Origin of the sequence: Shewanella sp. WE21 (genome assembly GCF_002966515.1) — a bacterium.
In the GTDB taxonomy this organism is placed as follows: Bacteria; Pseudomonadota; Gammaproteobacteria; order Enterobacterales; family Shewanellaceae; genus Shewanella; species Shewanella oncorhynchi.
Genome location: NZ_CP023019.1, coordinates 3,645,713 through 3,662,327, shown reverse-complemented (window position 1 = coordinate 3,662,327; position 16,615 = coordinate 3,645,713). Strand labels below are relative to the sequence as shown.

The following is a 16,615-nucleotide window of genomic DNA, read 5'->3' as shown; positions in this document are numbered from 1 at the left end:
TTCTATGCAGCGCACCTAAAAGTGTCAACTCGTTTTTTTAGGAATTTATTCTATCTGCTACAAATTCAATCGCTTTGGATATTCTTTGCTCAGAACGGCTTCTTCCAATTAAAAATAGTGTGATATCTAAGCCTGGAGACTGCCCTGCCCCTGTTACTGCAACACGTAAAGGCATACCGACCTTACCCATACCCACATCTAATTCAGTCGCTGTATCTTCAATTGCCTGATGAATAGCTTCAGCTGTCCACTCAGTTAATGCCGATAATTTCTGTTGCACCAGTTGCAATGGCTCTAACGCAACACCGCGTAAATGCTTTTTCGCCTGTGCTTCATCAAACTCAGCAAAATCTTCATAGAAATAGCGGCTAGATGCGGCTAACTCTTTTAGAGTCTTAGCGCGCTCAGCTAATGCAGTGACCACTTCAGCTAATGCTGGGCCATTTGACAGATCAATTTTTTGATCGTCCATGTGCCATTGTAAGTGTGTTGCCACATATTCTGGATCTAGGCTCTTTATATAGTGTTGGTTCAACCACACCAGTTTATCGGTATTAAAAGCAGAAGCGGCTTTGTTGATGTCACTCAACTTAAAGAATTGCTTCATTTCTTCTAATGAGAAAATCTCTTGATCGCCATGTGACCAACCTAAACGTACTAAATAGTTCAGCAGTGCTTCTGGTAAATAGCCATCGTCACGGTACTGCATTACGCTAACAGCGCCATGGCGCTTAGACAACTTAGCGCCGTCATCACCTAGAATCATAGATACGTGTGCATATTCTGGGATCGGCGCCCCTAATGCTTTAAGAATGTTGATTTGACGCGGGGTATTGTTGATATGATCTTCACCACGCACCACACAAGTGATCCCCATATCCCAATCGTCAACCACCACACAGAAGTTATAGGTTGGCACGCCGTCGGTACGGGCGATGATCAAGTCATCTAATGCATCGTTAGAAAATTCAATCCGACCACGAACATGGTCATCAAATACCACTGAACCACCGATTGGATTTTTAAAACGCACCACAAATGGTTCATCAGTCTCACGAGCGGGTAAGTCGCGACAACAACCATCATACTTTTGTGCTTCACCGTTAGCGGCCTGTGATTCTCTTAAGGCATCGATTCGCTCGCGTGAACAGTAACATTTATACGCTGTGCCCTTTTCTAACATTTGAGCAATGATTTCGTTATAACGGTCAAAACGCTTAGTTTGGTAATATGGGCCCTCGTCCCATGTCAAACCTAGCCAGTTCATGCCTTCTAAAATCGCATCGCAAGCAGCTTGAGTCGAACGCTCAATATCAGTGTCTTCAATACGTAATACAAACTCACCGTTATTGGCACGGGCTTGTAACCAAGAATAAAGTGCAGTACGGGCACCACCAACATGCAAGAAACCGGTAGGACTAGGGGCAAAACGCGTCTTAGTTGTCATAATGGGACACTAACCTATATAAAGTCGTCTAGATAAAGACAATCACGATAAAAAAAGTGGGCTTATTCTAACAGTCAAAGCAGGCGCTGCAAATGGGACAAGCTTCACAGTATCACTTATCTGGTTAAATCGTGTCGCTAATCCCTCCCTTTTATAGGGAAGCCAATATAAAGCGATATATAAAGGTGGCACTATTGCTATCACCACCATTGATTAATGCTAACACTTGAGAAGATTTTTCAGACTCTATATTCCAGCCCCTAAATCTCTACACCTATATTCCTTCGACTATAAATATCTGCGCCATCGAACACGCGCATCTATACACTATCAATGCACTCATACTATTAGTGCGCTAATTTTTATAAATCACTCACTTCCTCAGCACTTTTACCACAAAAAAGTCAGGTGAATGGGATGAGTTCAACTCGTATTTAATCGCGAGCGTCCAAATTACGTACCATTGACTGGCGAATTAAATAACACTTTGATCGGCGGCGTGATTAGCATTAAGCCAATGTGGACAAAAATAGCGCGACCAATGCTTTTTTCACTAAAAAGCGTTGACACTAGATCGAACCTCCCTATAATACGGCTCCACACAGCGAGGTCGATTAGCTCAGCTGGGAGAGCACCTCCCTTACAAGGAGGGGGTCACTGGTTCGAGCCCAGTATCGACCACCATATTTTCTACAAAGAAATTATGGCATACAAAATGTTATATCCCAGGTCGCTTAGCTCAGCTGGGAGAGCACCTCCCTTACAAGGAGGGGGTCACTGGTTCGAGCCCAGTAGCGACCACCATATAACTTAATGTGTAAAAGTCATTCCCAGGTCGCTTAGCTCAGCTGGGAGAGCACCTCCCTTACAAGGAGGGGGTCACTGGTTCGAGCCCAGTAGCGACCACCATTATTTAGTGAAGAATGACTTAAAAAATGTGTAATTTAAGAATGCCCAGGTCGCTTAGCTCAGCTGGGAGAGCACCTCCCTTACAAGGAGGGGGTCACTGGTTCGAGCCCAGTAGCGACCACCACATTCTGCAATACACATGTTATATCCCAGGTCGCTTAGCTCAGCTGGGAGAGCACCTCCCTTACAAGGAGGGGGTCACTGGTTCGAGCCCAGTAGCGACCACCATATTCTGCAATACACACGTTATATCCCAGGTCGCTTAGCTCAGCTGGGAGAGCACCTCCCTTACAAGGAGGGGGTCACTGGTTCGAGCCCAGTAGCGACCACCATATATCTCCCCCAATAAACTTTACCCACGCGCTTACTCAACTATGCTTGATCTCAATCAGCGAGTGATAAGTTATGCTATTCGGCATTTTATATTTCGTTAAATACTAAGCACTATCGACACTCAGCCTGATTTCATTCTGCTTTAGCATTTTTGGAGATCAACATTATGGCCAGCGTCAGTCAATCCGCTTCTCTTGCCAATATTGCCACTTATTTAAAGCATACCCACGCCTGCGATGAGCAAACGGCTCTAAAAGAAGCGCGGGAAGTCATGCATAATCTCGTCAGCATGCGCCAAAAAGGCTTTATTACCGGTTGGTACTTTGATGAACAAGGCCATTTAGCCTTGTTACCTAGCGATGCTATCCTTAAACGTATTCTTTTAGAGGATGACTAACAGCATCAAATGAATTGTGTCTTGATTGACTACGATAGCTATCGACTTAACCTCCATAGACTTCACATCTCACCTACACTTCTTCTACTAAAGCAGCCCACCACAATATTTGTCGTTATATCGCATACTTTTACGGCTTTTTTTGATCTCAAAATAACTAAGTTTGTTTAATTTATCTGCAACAACAAGAGCCGTCAATTTGGGGCCGATCTTCACTATGGGTGGGTTTCCACCCAAACACAAAATCACTGTGAGCGAGATCTCACCCACCAAACTAAAAGTGTGACAAACATCAAATGAACTACACTTTAGTAACCAAACACTTACAGAAGCCAGTGTAAGTTGGCGTGGTATTTGCCTTTAGTAAGACAGACCTCAGGGAAATCAAGGCTGTATTCCTACTCAAACTTGGTAACAAACTAACCAAGACTGAGGACAAATCCTAACAACAGAAAAAGGAACTCAAGATGATATTGAATCAACAAACTGGATTGACCCGTCCACTCAAAACCTTAGTCAAAATGCTCGCTGTTGCCTCCGTATTTGCGACCAGTTTTAACGTATTTGCAGAACCGATTGAAATTAAGTTTTCACACGTAGTGGCAGAAAACACACCTAAAGGCCAAATGGCACTTAAATTTAAAGAACTCGTTGAACAACGTTTACCAGGTGAATACAAAGTCAGTGTATTTCCTAGCTCACAGTTATTTGGGGATAACAACGAACTAGCGGCACTGCTGTTAAACGACGTACAATTTGTCGCGCCTTCACTCTCAAAGTTTGAACGTTACACTAAACGCCTACAAATATTCGATTTACCATTTTTATTCAATGATATGGATGCCGTGAACCGTTTCCAACAAGGTGAAGCAGGTCAAACATTACTGAACTCAATGAACCGTAAAGGGATTGTCGGACTGGGTTATTTACACAATGGTATGAAACAGTTCTCCTCTAACACACCACTTAACAATCCAGCAGATGCTAAAGGCTTAAAATTCCGCGTAATGGCGTCTGATGTTTTAGCGGCTCAGTTTGATGCCATCGGTGCGATGGCTATAAAGAAACCGTTCTCTGAAGTCTTTACCCTGCTGCAAACCCGCGCTATCGATGGTCAAGAAAACACTTGGTCAAATACTTATTCACAAAAGTTCTATGAAGTGCAAAGCCAAATCACTGAGAGTAATCACGGTGTTCTCGACTATATGGTCGTGACCTCTGACACTTTCTGGAAAGGTCTACCAGCTGACAAACGTAAGATCATCAAAGAAGCTTTAGACGAATCTATCGCATTAGGTAACAAGATTGCTGCTGAAAAAGACAATGAAGACAAAAAGTTAATCCTTGATTCTAAACGTTCACAGTTAGTGACCCTGTCTCCTGCTGAACGTCAAAAATGGGTTGAGGTAATGAAACCTGTTTGGGCTAAGTTTGAAGATCAAATCGGTAAAGATGTGATTGATGCTGCTGTTGCTGCAAATAAATAATAATGATGATAGCCGCTTAAGCTCAACCGAGCTTAGGCGGCCATTTCAGCGAGGGGATTATGGCTGTGATATCGCGAATATTTGGTTATATTGAAGAAGGTGTGCTCAATTTATTGATCACTCTGATGACGCTGTTAGTGTTTTCAGAAGTCGTCGCCCGCTTCTTCTTCAACACGGGTTTTCTTTGGATCCAAGAACTTACATTAACCTTTTGCGGTTGGTTTGTGTTATTTGGTATGTCCTATGGGGTTAAAGTCGGTGCCCATATTGGTGTCGATGCGTTTGTTAAAAATTTAGCGCCAAAGGCTAAAAAGATAGTATCTCTTATTACTGCCTTTGTTTGTATCGTCTACTGCGGACTCTTTTTAAAAGGCAGTTGGGATTACTTAAGCCAGATGTATCAAATCGGTTTGCCTATGGAAGACATTCATTTCCCACAATTTATATTAAAAAGCCTTGATCCAGATTTTGCTTGGAACACTTTAAAAATAGATATTGAAGATGGCGCAATACCGATTTGGTTATCTCAAAGTATTTTAATCATTGGCTTTTTTATGTTGACTTGGCGTTTCGTCGAACTCTTTATCGCCATTCTGCGTGACCAAGTCTCAGGCTTCCAATTTGCCGATGAAGCGAAAGAAAGTATGCATTTAATCGATGAGAGCGCTAAAAACGCTAAAGTAGATCCAGTCTCTGACCAAAAGGAGGCTAAATAATGGCTATTGCAACCCTATTTACCGCCCTATTCGTATGTATGTTTCTCGGTATGCCTATCGCTATCGCATTAGGTTTTTCCAGCATGCTGACGATTTTATTGTTCTCGAATGACTCCTTAGCTTCAGTTGCACTCAAGCTGTATGAGTCTTCATCAGAGCATTACACTTTACTCGCTATCCCCTTCTTTATTCTGTCATCCGCCTTCCTATCAACGGGTGGTGTTGCTAGACGGATTATCGATTTTGCCATGGACAGTATTGGACATGTCCGTGGTGGATTAGCAATGGCATCCGTTATGGCGTGTATGCTGTTTGCTGCGGTTTCTGGATCATCTCCTGCGACTGTTGCGGCAATTGGTTCTATCGTCATAGTCGGCATGGTAAAAGCAGGTTATCCCGAAAAATTTGCTGCAGGCGTGATCACGACCTCTGGCACTCTCGGGATTTTGATCCCACCTTCAATCGTCATGTTAGTGTATGCCGCAGCAACTGAAGTGTCCGCTGCAAAAATGTTTATGGCAGGCTTAATCCCAGGTTTAATGATGGGATTTATATTGATGATCGTCATTTATATCGTTGCCCGCTTTAAAAACTTGCCCTCACGCCCTTTCCCTGGCGTTAAACAACTGGGGATTTCAAGTGCCAAGGCAATGGGTGGATTAGCACTCATCTTTATCGTATTAGGCTCTATCTATGGTGGCGTCGCTAGCCCAACCGAAGCATCAGCTGTGGCTTGTGTATATGCTTACCTTATTGCGGTATTTGGCTACCGTGATATCGGGCCATTAAAAAACGTGGCATGGCGTAATCAAGGTGAAAACTTAGCCAAAGCAACTGCGCGTAACTTAGGCCATATGTTCTTAGGACTGATTAAAACGCCTATCGACAAAGACATACGTCATGTTGTGCGCGATGGTGCCAAGGTCAGTATCATGCTGCTGTTTATCATAGCTAACGCTATGCTATTTGCGCATGTATTAACCACAGAACGTATCCCTCACATTATTGCTGAGTATATTGTTAGCATGGGTTTACCCGCCTGGGGATTCCTGATCATCGTTAACTTACTGTTGCTTGCTGCCGGTAACTTTATGGAGCCATCGGCGATTGTACTCATTATGGCGCCAATTCTGTTCCCTATTGCAACGCAATTAGGCATAGATCCTATCCACTTAGGTATCATAATGGTCGTGAACATGGAGATCGGTATGCTAACGCCGCCGGTGGGACTCAATCTCTTTGTTACCGCGGGGATCACGGGGCGCAGTATTGGTTGGGTGATTCAGTCGGTTCTGCCTTGGTTACTCGTGATGCTAGCCTTCTTAGTCTTGATTACTTACGTACCACAGATTTCACTCTTCTTACCTGAATGGTTGGATTCGATGCGTGGATATTAGTCTGCAATTCAAGGTTGTGAGATTACCCCTTGATTACAGATAGATTTTAAGCGAGCCTAGTCAGGCTCGCTTTGTTTTATTATGCGCAGTATCTGTTATTGATCCCGTTGCTTTATCAGGATAACCACCATGTTGCCCATGACGCCTAAGGCCAAGAAACGCCTCTTTCTGACCGTTGTGTTACTTGCAGGCCTATTTGCAACCCTCAAACTGACCTACTGGGTGCATTTGCATCAAGGTAAAATCGAGATCCAAAAGCAATCGGAGAAACAACTAAAGGAATTAGTCAGTTTTCTCGATGGTGCACTATCGCGCTACGAAAGTATTCCCCACGTGCTCTCGACTAACCCAATGCTCGCCAATGTCCTGAACGACCAGCAGAATCCTGATAAAGTCCAAGAGCTTAATTTATATCTCGAAGAAATTCAGCATGTCACCGAAGCATCCGATATCTATCTGATTGATGCCTTAGGTATCGCCATTGCCGCCAGTAACTGGCAACAAAGTTTTTCCTTTATTGGCAAGGACTACTCCTTTAGACCCTATTACACAGATGCTATCTCGGGCAATCTAGGCCGTTATTATGCAGTGGGTACCAGCTCAGATAAGCGCGGATTTTATTTCTCTTACCCTATTTATCAACAAGGTGGTAAAGGCATACTTGGGGCCATCATAGTCAAAGTTAATATTGCCGACATAGAGCAACAAAGTACCAGTATCGCGATTGCGGGTCAGTATCAGTTCCTTATCAGTGATCCTGAAGATATCGTCTTTATTTCCAGTATCGATGAATGGCGGTTAAAATCACTAACCCCGCTTACCCAAGCCAAGCAATATGCCCTTAATGCCTCTAAACGCTATGCAGAACGTCCCATAGGAGAGTTGTTGATGAAGCCGCCCTATGAAAGTGGTAGTCAAGCTATGCTCTACCAGCTGCAAACGGGTACAGACCATGAACAATACATGGACATCCACCAATCAATGGCGAAGGCAGGCTGGCGAGTACACATCTTAGCGCCAATCAAACCTTTACTGACCTCTTTGCCCGCACTGATGTTACTGTCAGCCAGTATTTATCTTTTGCTGGCACTCAGCATCCTATTTAACGCCGAGCGCCGTCGCAATCTACACCGAATGCAACTAGCGCAAAGCCTATTAGAACAGCGAGTTGAAGAACGCACTCAGGACTTACAGCAGGCCAACAATCAACTCAAAGATACTCAAGATGAGCTGATCCAAGCGGCAAAACTGACAGTGATAGGCAGTTTATCCGCCAGTATTAACCATGAACTCAATCAACCACTCGCGGCACTTCGCAGCTATGCCCAAAATACCCAAACTTTTCTCGCCCGTGATATGCAAGATAAGGCACTGGATAATATCAAGATTATTATTGAACTTACCGATAGATTAGCCGATATTGTTGGGCAATTTAAAAGCTTTACCCGCAAGAGCCAAGGCGCTGATAGCGCAACCGAGATTGGCCGCTGTATCAAGCAAGCCCTGACCATAGTTCAACCTGCAATTGATAAACAGGGTGTTGAACTCGATGTGCAATTACCCAACGGCAACTATCAGGTTTGGGGCGATAAGGTTAGATTACAACAAGTGTTTGTCAACATTATGAGCAACGCCATTGTCGCTATGCAACAATCGGTTAAACGCCAATTGGTTATCCGCGTGACCAGTGAAGATAAGTTTTGCATCAGCATCCAAGATTCAGGCCCGGGTGTACGTGAAAGCCAAATGGAGAAAATCTTCGAACCCTACTTTACCACCAACGAACGGCACGGATTGGGGCTAGGCTTATCGATTTCACAACGTATTATCGAATCCATGCAAGGCCAAATTAACGTTGCCAATGCCGAAGAGGGTGGCGCTATTTTCCAGATTATTTTACCTATTTACTTGCTCGAGGAACGTTAGTTTTATGAGTGTGCCCAATTCAATTCAAGATTATTCTGTTCTCATCATCGACGATGAGCCGCACATAGGCACAGTTCTCGTGCAACTATTTGAACTGGAGGGCATTAAGGCGCTCGCCACCACAGAACCCAAAGGTATCGCTAAGTTGCTGCATAAAGATTGGGCGGGAATGGTGATATCGGATGTCAACATGCCACAATTAGACGGCATCAGCTTAATGCAACAAATCCGTCTGCAAGATCCCGATCTCCCCGTCGTCCTACTCACTGGTTTTGGTGATATTGCCATGGCAGTCAATGCCTTAAAACAAGGCGCCTACGACTTTCTCGAAAAACCCTTTAATAACGAACATATACTCGATGTAGTTAAACGCGCCTTAGAAAAACGCAGTCTAACCTTAGAGAACCGCAAGCTTAAAAAGGATCTCGAAAGCCAAAGCGTACCGGGCCCTCGTATTTTGGGCAACAGTGTCGGCATCAACCGTATGCGCCACATCATAACGCAAGTAATAGATACGCCTGCGGATGTGTTAATTGAAGGCGAAACAGGTACAGGTAAAGAACTTGTTGCCCGCTATTTACACGACCACAGCAGCCGCAGCCAAGCCAACTTTGTCGCCATCAACTGTGGTGCAATCCCCGAAAACTTAATTGAAAGTGAGCTCTTTGGCGCCGAAGCGGGGGCCTTTACTGGCGTCGATAAGATGCGCATTGGTAAGTTTGAATACGCCAACGGCGGTACATTATTTTTAGATGAAATTGAAAGTACGCCACTGTCGCTGCAAGTAAAACTGCTGCGGGTACTTGAAGACCGTAAGGTTGAACGCTTAGGGTCAAACAAAAGCATCAGCCTTGATATACGGGTAATCGCCGCCACTAAAGTAGATTTAAAGAGCCTGTGTGACACCGGGGAATTCCGCCAAGACTTGTTGTATCGCTTAAATCTGGTGACTGTGCCCATCCCTCCCTTGAGAGATCGCCGTGAAGATATTCCGTTACTCTTTTTACACTTTGCCCGCGTCGCATCGGCACGCTATCACAAAGCACTTATCGCCTTAAATGCGGAGCAAAACGCGATACTTACTTCCCACGACTGGCCAGGCAATGTGCGTGAGTTACGTAATCTAGCCGAACGCTTTGTGCTGCTGGGCGGAGAAGCTGCCTTTGCCGGCTCGTTAGGCAATACTCCAAGCCTGCACTCGAGTATGTCCCTGCTACAAAGGGTAGAGTTTTTTGAACGGGTACTGATTGAAGAAGCACTTAGCCACAACAAGGGCAGTATTAAGCAGACCATGGAGCAGCTAGAACTGCCCCGCAAAACCCTCTACGACAAAATGCGTAAATACGATTTAGACCGCAAACAGTACATTAATTCCGATGACTAAAGGACATATTTAAGCTTTAGACTAAAGCCCGTTTGACATGAGTTTGATGGTAATGCAAACGGGTGATTGCTAAGGCGATCAAAGCTAATAAGGTTAACGATCCCATCACCACACCGCGCCACTGTGCCTCATGCCAAAACATCATCAAATAAGGGCCGCCAATCGCAGCACCTAAGTAATAACAGCATAAATAGAGTGATGTTGCCTTAGCTCGATCACGACTGGCCCGCATTGCAACAAAGGAATTACAACAACTGTGGGTAAGGAAGAACCCACAGGCGGTCATTAAAAAACCTAAGCTAATGGTCAAAGTGGTATTAAACAGGGTCAGTAAACTGCCGAGCAACATCACGCACCAAGACCACTGATACAACTTATGTTGGCCAAATTTGGCGAGCCATTTCGCAGTGAAATACGAGGCGACAGTCCCGCTGGAATAACACAGAAAAATCAAGGTGGCTTGGAAACGACTCCATTCATAGGGTGGAGCCATCAAATGCAGTTGAATAAAGCTAAATTGATTCACCATCATCATAAAGGTCAAGCCGCCAATCGCGTAGACCAAACGCATTTGCGCATCGGTGAGATGATGACTAAAGCCATGAAGATCTTGCGCTAAACGGGCGCGTTTTGATAAGGAAGGCTCAGTGTTACTGGGTGACATCGACTGCGCATCGGCAAGTGAAGGCAGCAAATAGTTCACTAAAGCCACCCCCGCTAACGTCACTAGAAACAGCAACCACATAGATTCTTGCCAAGATAAAAACTGCGACATTAAACCACCGAGCAGACGTCCAGCAATCCCGCCAATACTGTTCGCCATAATATAAATGCCTGCGGCTTTCAGCATAGTGCTTGGTGATAATTGCTCCTTAAAGTACGCCATGGCAATCGCAGGTACGGCAGCGAGTAATGCACCTTGTAGCAATCGTACTAGCACTAACCCATTAAAATCCGGTGCCCAGATTAATAGTAAGTTAGACAATGCCAATAACCACAAGCTGACAATGATTGGAGTGTGTCTACCGATACGATCTGACAGTACCGCATACAAGAGCAATGAAAAGGCTAAGGAAAAACTGGTCACCGACAGGATCAAGGTTGCTTTAGAGCCTGATACCGCAAAATGTTCCGCAATCAGCGGCAACATGCCTTGCATTAAATACAAGTTGATATAGACCACCACTGAAGCGACGCAGAGCGCCCACATCAATCGGGTGTCACGCTGTTTATTGTCAATCATAGTATCTAATACGGCTTGCACGGGAGCCTCGACCAAGTATCAATCATAAGATAGACAAAGATTATCACTGGGCATAACATAACAATAATAGATAATATCTATCGTAATCATTGATTTTTGTTATAGAAATAGCGCGCCAAAAGTACACTTCTTGCCACTGATAAAATAGTACGAGCCCGATTAATGGATATTCGCCAACTCAAACATTTAGATGCCCTTGCCAATACCGGCAGCTTTACCGCCGCAGCCAAGAAACTGAATATGGCTCAGCCCGCGTTAAGTCAAAGTATCAAGCGCTTAGAGGTCGCACTCGGCGTCACCTTAGTCAATCGTACGAGCAACAAGAATGATAAACTGCTCACACTCACGGCCGAAGGTATAGTCCTGCATCAACACGCCACTTTGATCCTAAAACAAGTTAAGCAGGCCGAAGCGCAAATCCGCGCCATGGCCAATCTCACCTCGGGAGAGGTCCGCATTGCCGTGCCGGGCATGCTGGGTTCTTTCTATCTCCCCTCGCGCTTAATGGCTTTTCGGCATAAATACCCCGAATTGAAACTATCACTGTTTGAAGGCGGGACACGGGATGCACTGCGCATGTTGCAACAGGAAGAAGTGGATATTGCGATCATTACCGCCCAAGACCTACAGCCCGAATTTGATAGTCAGCTGTTGATCCGTGAGCAAATGGTCATCGCTATGGGTGCCGAACACCCTTTAGCGGAACATAGCGCTGTGAGTCTACATGACTTTTTCGACCATGAATTAGTGATGTTCAAAACAGGTTATTTCCACCGAGAGTGGATACTCTCTCAAGCCAAAGAATTAGGCAAAAAGCCCAATATTGCATTCGAGACCAATTTGATTAATCTGATTAAACAGATTGTTTCCCAAGGATTTGGGATCACCAGTGTACTTGAGATGGCGATAAGCTCAAAAGATGACATTTTAGCCAAACCCTTCGATCCACCGGTATTTTTAAACCTCCATATTGCATGGAAAAAGCAGCGCCCTGTCAGCCAAGCAGACCGTGCCTTTGTCGATTTTTTAATGTCAAATCGCTAACCCAAACCAGCAAATACAAAAAGGGCTGATATCAATATCAGCCCTTCTCTCTTACCATTAAACCTTCCGATTTTACTCTGAGGGTTTAGCCTTGTTTACGACGACCAAAAGCAAAAGGTAGCAACAACAAGCTTAACCAACCTAAGGCACCACCATCATCTTTCTTGGCTGGTGTTTCAGTCACAGATACAGACACAACACTTGAATCTTTATTGCCGTGGTTATCAGATACTGTCAGTTGGAATGAAACAGTCTGAGCAGAGCCACTCACGTTTGGTGCGACAAGATTAAGCTTGGCCGCATTAGCGTCAAAGTTAAAGCTGGTGCCCCCTAACTGAGTCCATTTGTAGGTCAAAGGATCATTGTTGGCATCCGACGACTTGCTCGCATCGATGAACAAAGGTTTACCTTCTTGGACAGTGGCAGGAGCTTCAATCACAGCGACTGGCGCCACTTCTGGAACATCAAATTGATACTCCTGCTTCAAGATTTCAGCCGAGTCGTTATTCACTTTGTTGGTCAATGCCACTATGTTGCCTTGACTAGCCTTACGTGGCACTAAGTCAAATGTGACATCTAATGCCGCAGCAGCAGAGGCCATTTCGATAGTCCAAGTGATCTTATTGCCCACTTGCGCACCTTGATGGCTAATATTAGCCACTTCATGACCTTCTGGTAATAACGCCTCTAGGGTGTAAACACGGGTTTCTTGCGTTTTGTTCGCTTCAATACGTGTCTTCATCACTTTAGCGGTGCCAGGTGTTAATTCACCAGAAACAGTACTGCCTAGAGGAGGTAATACGTCATCACTAACGCGCTCAAATACGACCGGAATTTTAACAGGTGCGACTTTGTCATCAGTGGTGGTCAGCGTCAGCATAGCTATGCCAGCATCTCCCACTAGCATCGCTTGTTTCCATGCTAAGTTGACATTGAAATCTTTATGATCACCCGTAAGATTTGCAGTTAAGTTATCACCCGCTTCATCGTATAAGGTTACTTGTTTCAAACTAAAGGCATCATCCGCATCGGCTGTAGATGCCTGATAGTTTTGTACAACGACAATATACTCACCCTTCACTGGGTTCTTAATGGATACACTTTCCTTTGAACCGCCAAACGCAGAAGATGCCGCGATAGAAAGCTTGCTACCGTCTTTCTTATCGAGTATCACAAACATGTCTAAGTCAGGAGAGGTTGTATTACCGATTGATGCATTGAAATATAAAGCTTTATCTTCAACATTAAAGCTAAATACTTTTACGCCATCGGCCAAATCATCAAATGCACTATCGGTATTTGAATCCTGTTTCACACTTGATTCATAAGTAGCGCTTAATTTAAGTGCAGTCACTGTCGCCGCAACACCCGGTAGGTCAATCGCTTTCAAGTGCGCCAAATTACGTTCATCTGCATCACGTGAGGCTGAAACATTAACCAAAGCAGGTAAATCGCGTTTAGCTATCTTAGCTACGATCGGCATATTAGCCGCTGGGAAAGTATCGGACGTTAATACTAAGTTACCAAAGCCCCAACTTGCACCGACGTCAGTCACATCCGCAGTCACTGTAATCGTTTGGCTTTCACCTTTTTTGAGATTAAAGCTTTCTGGCGTCACAGTTAACGCGAATTTATCCGTTGCGGAAACGCCTTTTGCAGTCCAGCTACCATCAGCCGTTGCAGTAACAGTACGTGTCCAAGTACAAGTATCGATACAACGTGAATCAGCCATGCTTGGAATGTTTAGCTTACGTGGATCACCACCTGTCGAAGGATTAGCAATCTCGTAGTTTAAGGCACTTTCATCCATCACTAAGCCCGTTTTTGCCGCTAAATCAACACGAATACGACCGGCTCCTACGTCAAACGGATCAGCAACGGTTTTACCATCGGCTTTTTTCATGGCTTGGGCTGTCGTTGACGTCATCATTAGCGCAGAACGAATGTTGTCTGGCGTCCAATCCTTATGCAGCGATTTAAGTAACGCACCAGCACCGGCAACGTGAGGACTCGCCATTGAAGTACCTGACATCAAAGTGAAATCGGCAGGATCTGTACCTGTTTCATCATGGCCGAATTGTTGGTCGGAATAAGCTGCGTAGATGTCACTGCCCGGTGCAGCGACATAGGGTACGAGTACATCGTTAGTCAGATTAGGTCCAATCAATGAACTGGCAGATAAAACATCCGCTTCTTTACTGGCAACTTTAGGGGTTGGAGACAGCGTGATTTCAAGAGCAGGATTTGCCGCCATAGCAGCAATCAATTCTAAGCCATCAATATCACCAATAAATACCGCTGGAATATTCAATTTATCCAGCCCCGACATAGTCAGACGCGCATTATTTTCACCATCTCTATTGAAAACAATCACACCCTTAGCGCCAGCTTCCATTGCTGCAGCCACTTTGATATCGAATGAGCAAACACCGCGTCTTAAAACGGCGATCTTGTCTTTAAAGGCATCGGCTGGGAACGGTTTACAGGCTTCAAAATTCGTCGCATCGATTGCGCCTGCATAAAGGGGCACACCTTTGAGCACTTCAGTTTGAACCGGACCAGAACCAGCAGTGTAATGATAGTTTTTACCATTAAATTCCACGGCGCGTACTATGTCACGGTTATGAGTCGAGTTAGCGACCGAAGTATACCAAGGTGCATTTTTAGGCGTAGAGTAAGGTGTTTGATTAATCGCAGGGCTCGTGCTTGTCGCAGCACGTGTGTTACCCGCAGCCACTGCAGCAAAAATCCCCGCATTACGCGCGGCTAAAAAACCTTGTTCCGTCGCACTATTCCACGGGTTTCCACCACCACTGATAGAAAAGTTCAGCACATCGACGCCATCTTTAATCGCATCATCTAAGGCTTTTAAAATCGGTGCACTTGGACACCCTGAATAAGTGTCGCCCGCATTACCCGGATTACAAATTTGATAGGCTATGATGTTCGCGTGGGGGGCCACACCTGAGATTTGTTTAAATTCAAGGCCTGTCGCAATGCCATCGCTTTCTAACTTACCTGTTTCACCTTGCACATAAGGCACATTCACTAGGATGTTACCTGCTGCGGTACTCGCAACGTGAGTACCATGCCCACCGTAATCCTCACCATTTTTAGCTGGAGGGGTGTCACCAAACACTTTTGCATCGTCGTAGTTATTTGTTATCTCAGAGTAACTGCGAACTCCAATCAACTTGTCATTACACATGCTCGCGAAATCAGTTTTACAATCACCAATATAGATGCCTTGACCTAATGGGTTTGTGTGGTCATAGCCATCTTGGCCAACATCAGCGAAAGAAGCATGATCTGAGTTAATACCTGAGTCGATAATACCGACGATCACGCCTTCACCCATGGCTTTCGTGCCCGTCGCGCTGCCATCCCATACATTAGGAGAACCGATAAGCGCTTGACTGACGTCGGTTTCCATTTGCTCCATGCGCTCGCGCTCAACAAACGCAACCTCAGGTAACTCAGCCATTTTCTTCGCTTGAGCTTGAGTCATGCGAACCGCCATACCATTTAACGCATACTGATATGTCGTTAATGGTTGCAGATTGGTGCCAATAGCCGCACTCGCGTTAGCTAAAAATCGGTTCTGTTTTACTTTCAAATAACTAACATAACTTTTGACTTCAGCTTTAGAAGCATCAAGTTTACCGTTCACAGCAACTTTTGAAGTACCGTTTACCTGCACTCTTTGTGAACTAGTCGCTTTCAATCCTGGAATAGTTCCTTGGTAATTAGCAACCGAACTATCGCGTAAACGGACGATATAAGTATATTCACCCTCACCTAAATCTGCTTCTGGTACAAACTTAACCTCCGCTCCGGCAGCGTTACCGCGTAATGAAGTGACTTGTAATTCACTTGGAATATCTAACTGCAGGGTTTCACCCGTAGGTGATAATACGGTTTGTGCATTTGTCGCCGACGATAACAGTGCCATAGACACTGCTAATGCTATTTTAGTTTTCATTGTGACTTCCCTAATTCTTATAAGTTGTATGATTTATAAAACTCAGGTTTGGGTGGCATGAAAACGCTGCGACAACCAAAAACATCACCCGTAACTGACATTTTTTATGAATAACCATTCAATTTACTGTGATGATGATCACTGAGTTTTATCGCGACAATTTGTAACACGCGATGATACAGATTAAAACAGCAAATTAACAGAACGTAATTCAGTAAATGATGAACAACCTCATACCTTGTTAAAATAAATCCATAGAACCTTTATCCGACTGTTTTATGTCCCAACGATAAGTCGTAGTATAAAGTCGATAAAAACAAATAATAAAC

The 16,615-nt window shown here is 44.6% G+C and carries 10 protein-coding genes and 6 tRNA genes; 13 read left to right on the top strand and 3 right to left on the bottom strand.

Annotated features, from left to right (window positions below; all coding sequences use genetic code 11):
• Positions 1–37: 37 nt before the first annotated feature.
• The gene (gltX, locus tag CKQ84_RS16285; RefSeq protein WP_105252064.1) at positions 38–1,447 is read right to left on the bottom strand and encodes a glutamate--tRNA ligase; all 1,410 of its coding nucleotides are present in this window, start codon (positions 1,445–1,447) and stop codon (positions 38–40) included.
• A gap of 608 nt (positions 1,448–2,055) precedes the next feature.
• On the opposite strand from gltX, the gene CKQ84_RS16280 reads away from it, so the two are divergent.
• The 12 genes from CKQ84_RS16280 (at position 2,056) to CKQ84_RS16225 (ending at position 9,996) form a co-directional block, all read left to right on the top strand.
• Positions 2,056–2,131, top strand: a tRNA-Val gene (locus CKQ84_RS16280).
• Positions 2,132–2,175: 44 nt separating this feature from the next.
• Positions 2,176–2,251: transfer RNA gene (locus CKQ84_RS16275), tRNA-Val, on the top strand.
• Between the two features lie 29 nt (positions 2,252–2,280).
• Positions 2,281–2,356, top strand: a tRNA-Val gene (locus tag CKQ84_RS16270).
• A 48-nt stretch (positions 2,357–2,404) separates the two neighbouring features.
• Positions 2,405–2,480: transfer RNA gene (locus tag CKQ84_RS16265), tRNA-Val, on the top strand.
• A gap of 28 nt (positions 2,481–2,508) precedes the next feature.
• Positions 2,509–2,584, top strand: a tRNA-Val gene (locus CKQ84_RS16260).
• 28 nt (positions 2,585–2,612) lie between these two features.
• A tRNA-Val gene (locus CKQ84_RS16255) sits at positions 2,613–2,688 on the top strand.
• Between the two features lie 167 nt (positions 2,689–2,855).
• Complete coding sequence (locus tag CKQ84_RS16250) at positions 2,856–3,086, top strand: hypothetical protein (protein ID WP_105252063.1); 231 nt, start codon at positions 2,856–2,858, stop codon at positions 3,084–3,086.
• A 467-nt stretch (positions 3,087–3,553) separates the two neighbouring features.
• On the top strand, positions 3,554–4,573 hold the full coding sequence (locus CKQ84_RS16245) for a TRAP transporter substrate-binding protein (RefSeq protein WP_105252062.1): 1,020 nt from the start codon (positions 3,554–3,556) through the stop codon (positions 4,571–4,573).
• 59 nt (positions 4,574–4,632) lie between these two features.
• Entirely contained in the window at positions 4,633–5,289 is a 657-nt protein-coding gene (locus CKQ84_RS16240) for a TRAP transporter small permease (RefSeq protein ID WP_173497702.1), read from the top strand.
• On the top strand, positions 5,289–6,686 hold the full coding sequence (locus CKQ84_RS16235) for a TRAP transporter large permease (RefSeq protein ID WP_105252061.1): 1,398 nt from the start codon (positions 5,289–5,291) through the stop codon (positions 6,684–6,686). The genes CKQ84_RS16240 and CKQ84_RS16235 overlap by 1 nt, the downstream gene beginning before the upstream one ends.
• Before the next feature lie 129 nt (positions 6,687–6,815).
• Positions 6,816–8,612 carry an ATP-binding protein gene (locus CKQ84_RS16230; RefSeq protein ID WP_105252060.1) on the top strand — a complete coding sequence of 599 codons (1,797 nt, stop codon included), beginning with the start codon at positions 6,816–6,818 and terminating at the stop codon, positions 8,610–8,612.
• Between the two features lie 4 nt (positions 8,613–8,616).
• Entirely contained in the window at positions 8,617–9,996 is a 1,380-nt protein-coding gene (locus CKQ84_RS16225; protein WP_105252059.1) for a sigma-54 dependent transcriptional regulator, read from the top strand.
• Positions 9,997–10,012: 16 nt separating this feature from the next.
• Here the strand turns inward: CKQ84_RS16225 and CKQ84_RS16220 are convergent, their stop codons facing one another.
• The gene (locus CKQ84_RS16220; protein WP_105253089.1) at positions 10,013–11,260 is read right to left on the bottom strand and encodes an MFS transporter; all 1,248 of its coding nucleotides are present in this window, start codon (positions 11,258–11,260) and stop codon (positions 10,013–10,015) included.
• A gap of 162 nt (positions 11,261–11,422) precedes the next feature.
• Here CKQ84_RS16220 and CKQ84_RS16215 point away from each other — a divergent pair, with 162 nt between their 5' ends.
• Positions 11,423–12,304, top strand: coding sequence for a LysR family transcriptional regulator (locus CKQ84_RS16215; protein ID WP_028761094.1), 882 nt, complete (start codon positions 11,423–11,425; stop codon positions 12,302–12,304).
• An 85-nt stretch (positions 12,305–12,389) separates the two neighbouring features.
• Here CKQ84_RS16215 and CKQ84_RS16210 read toward each other — a convergent pair whose 3' ends face one another.
• On the bottom strand, positions 12,390–16,286 hold the full coding sequence (locus CKQ84_RS16210) for a S8 family serine peptidase (RefSeq protein WP_105252058.1): 3,897 nt from the start codon (positions 16,284–16,286) through the stop codon (positions 12,390–12,392).
• Positions 16,287–16,615 lie beyond the last annotated feature (329 nt).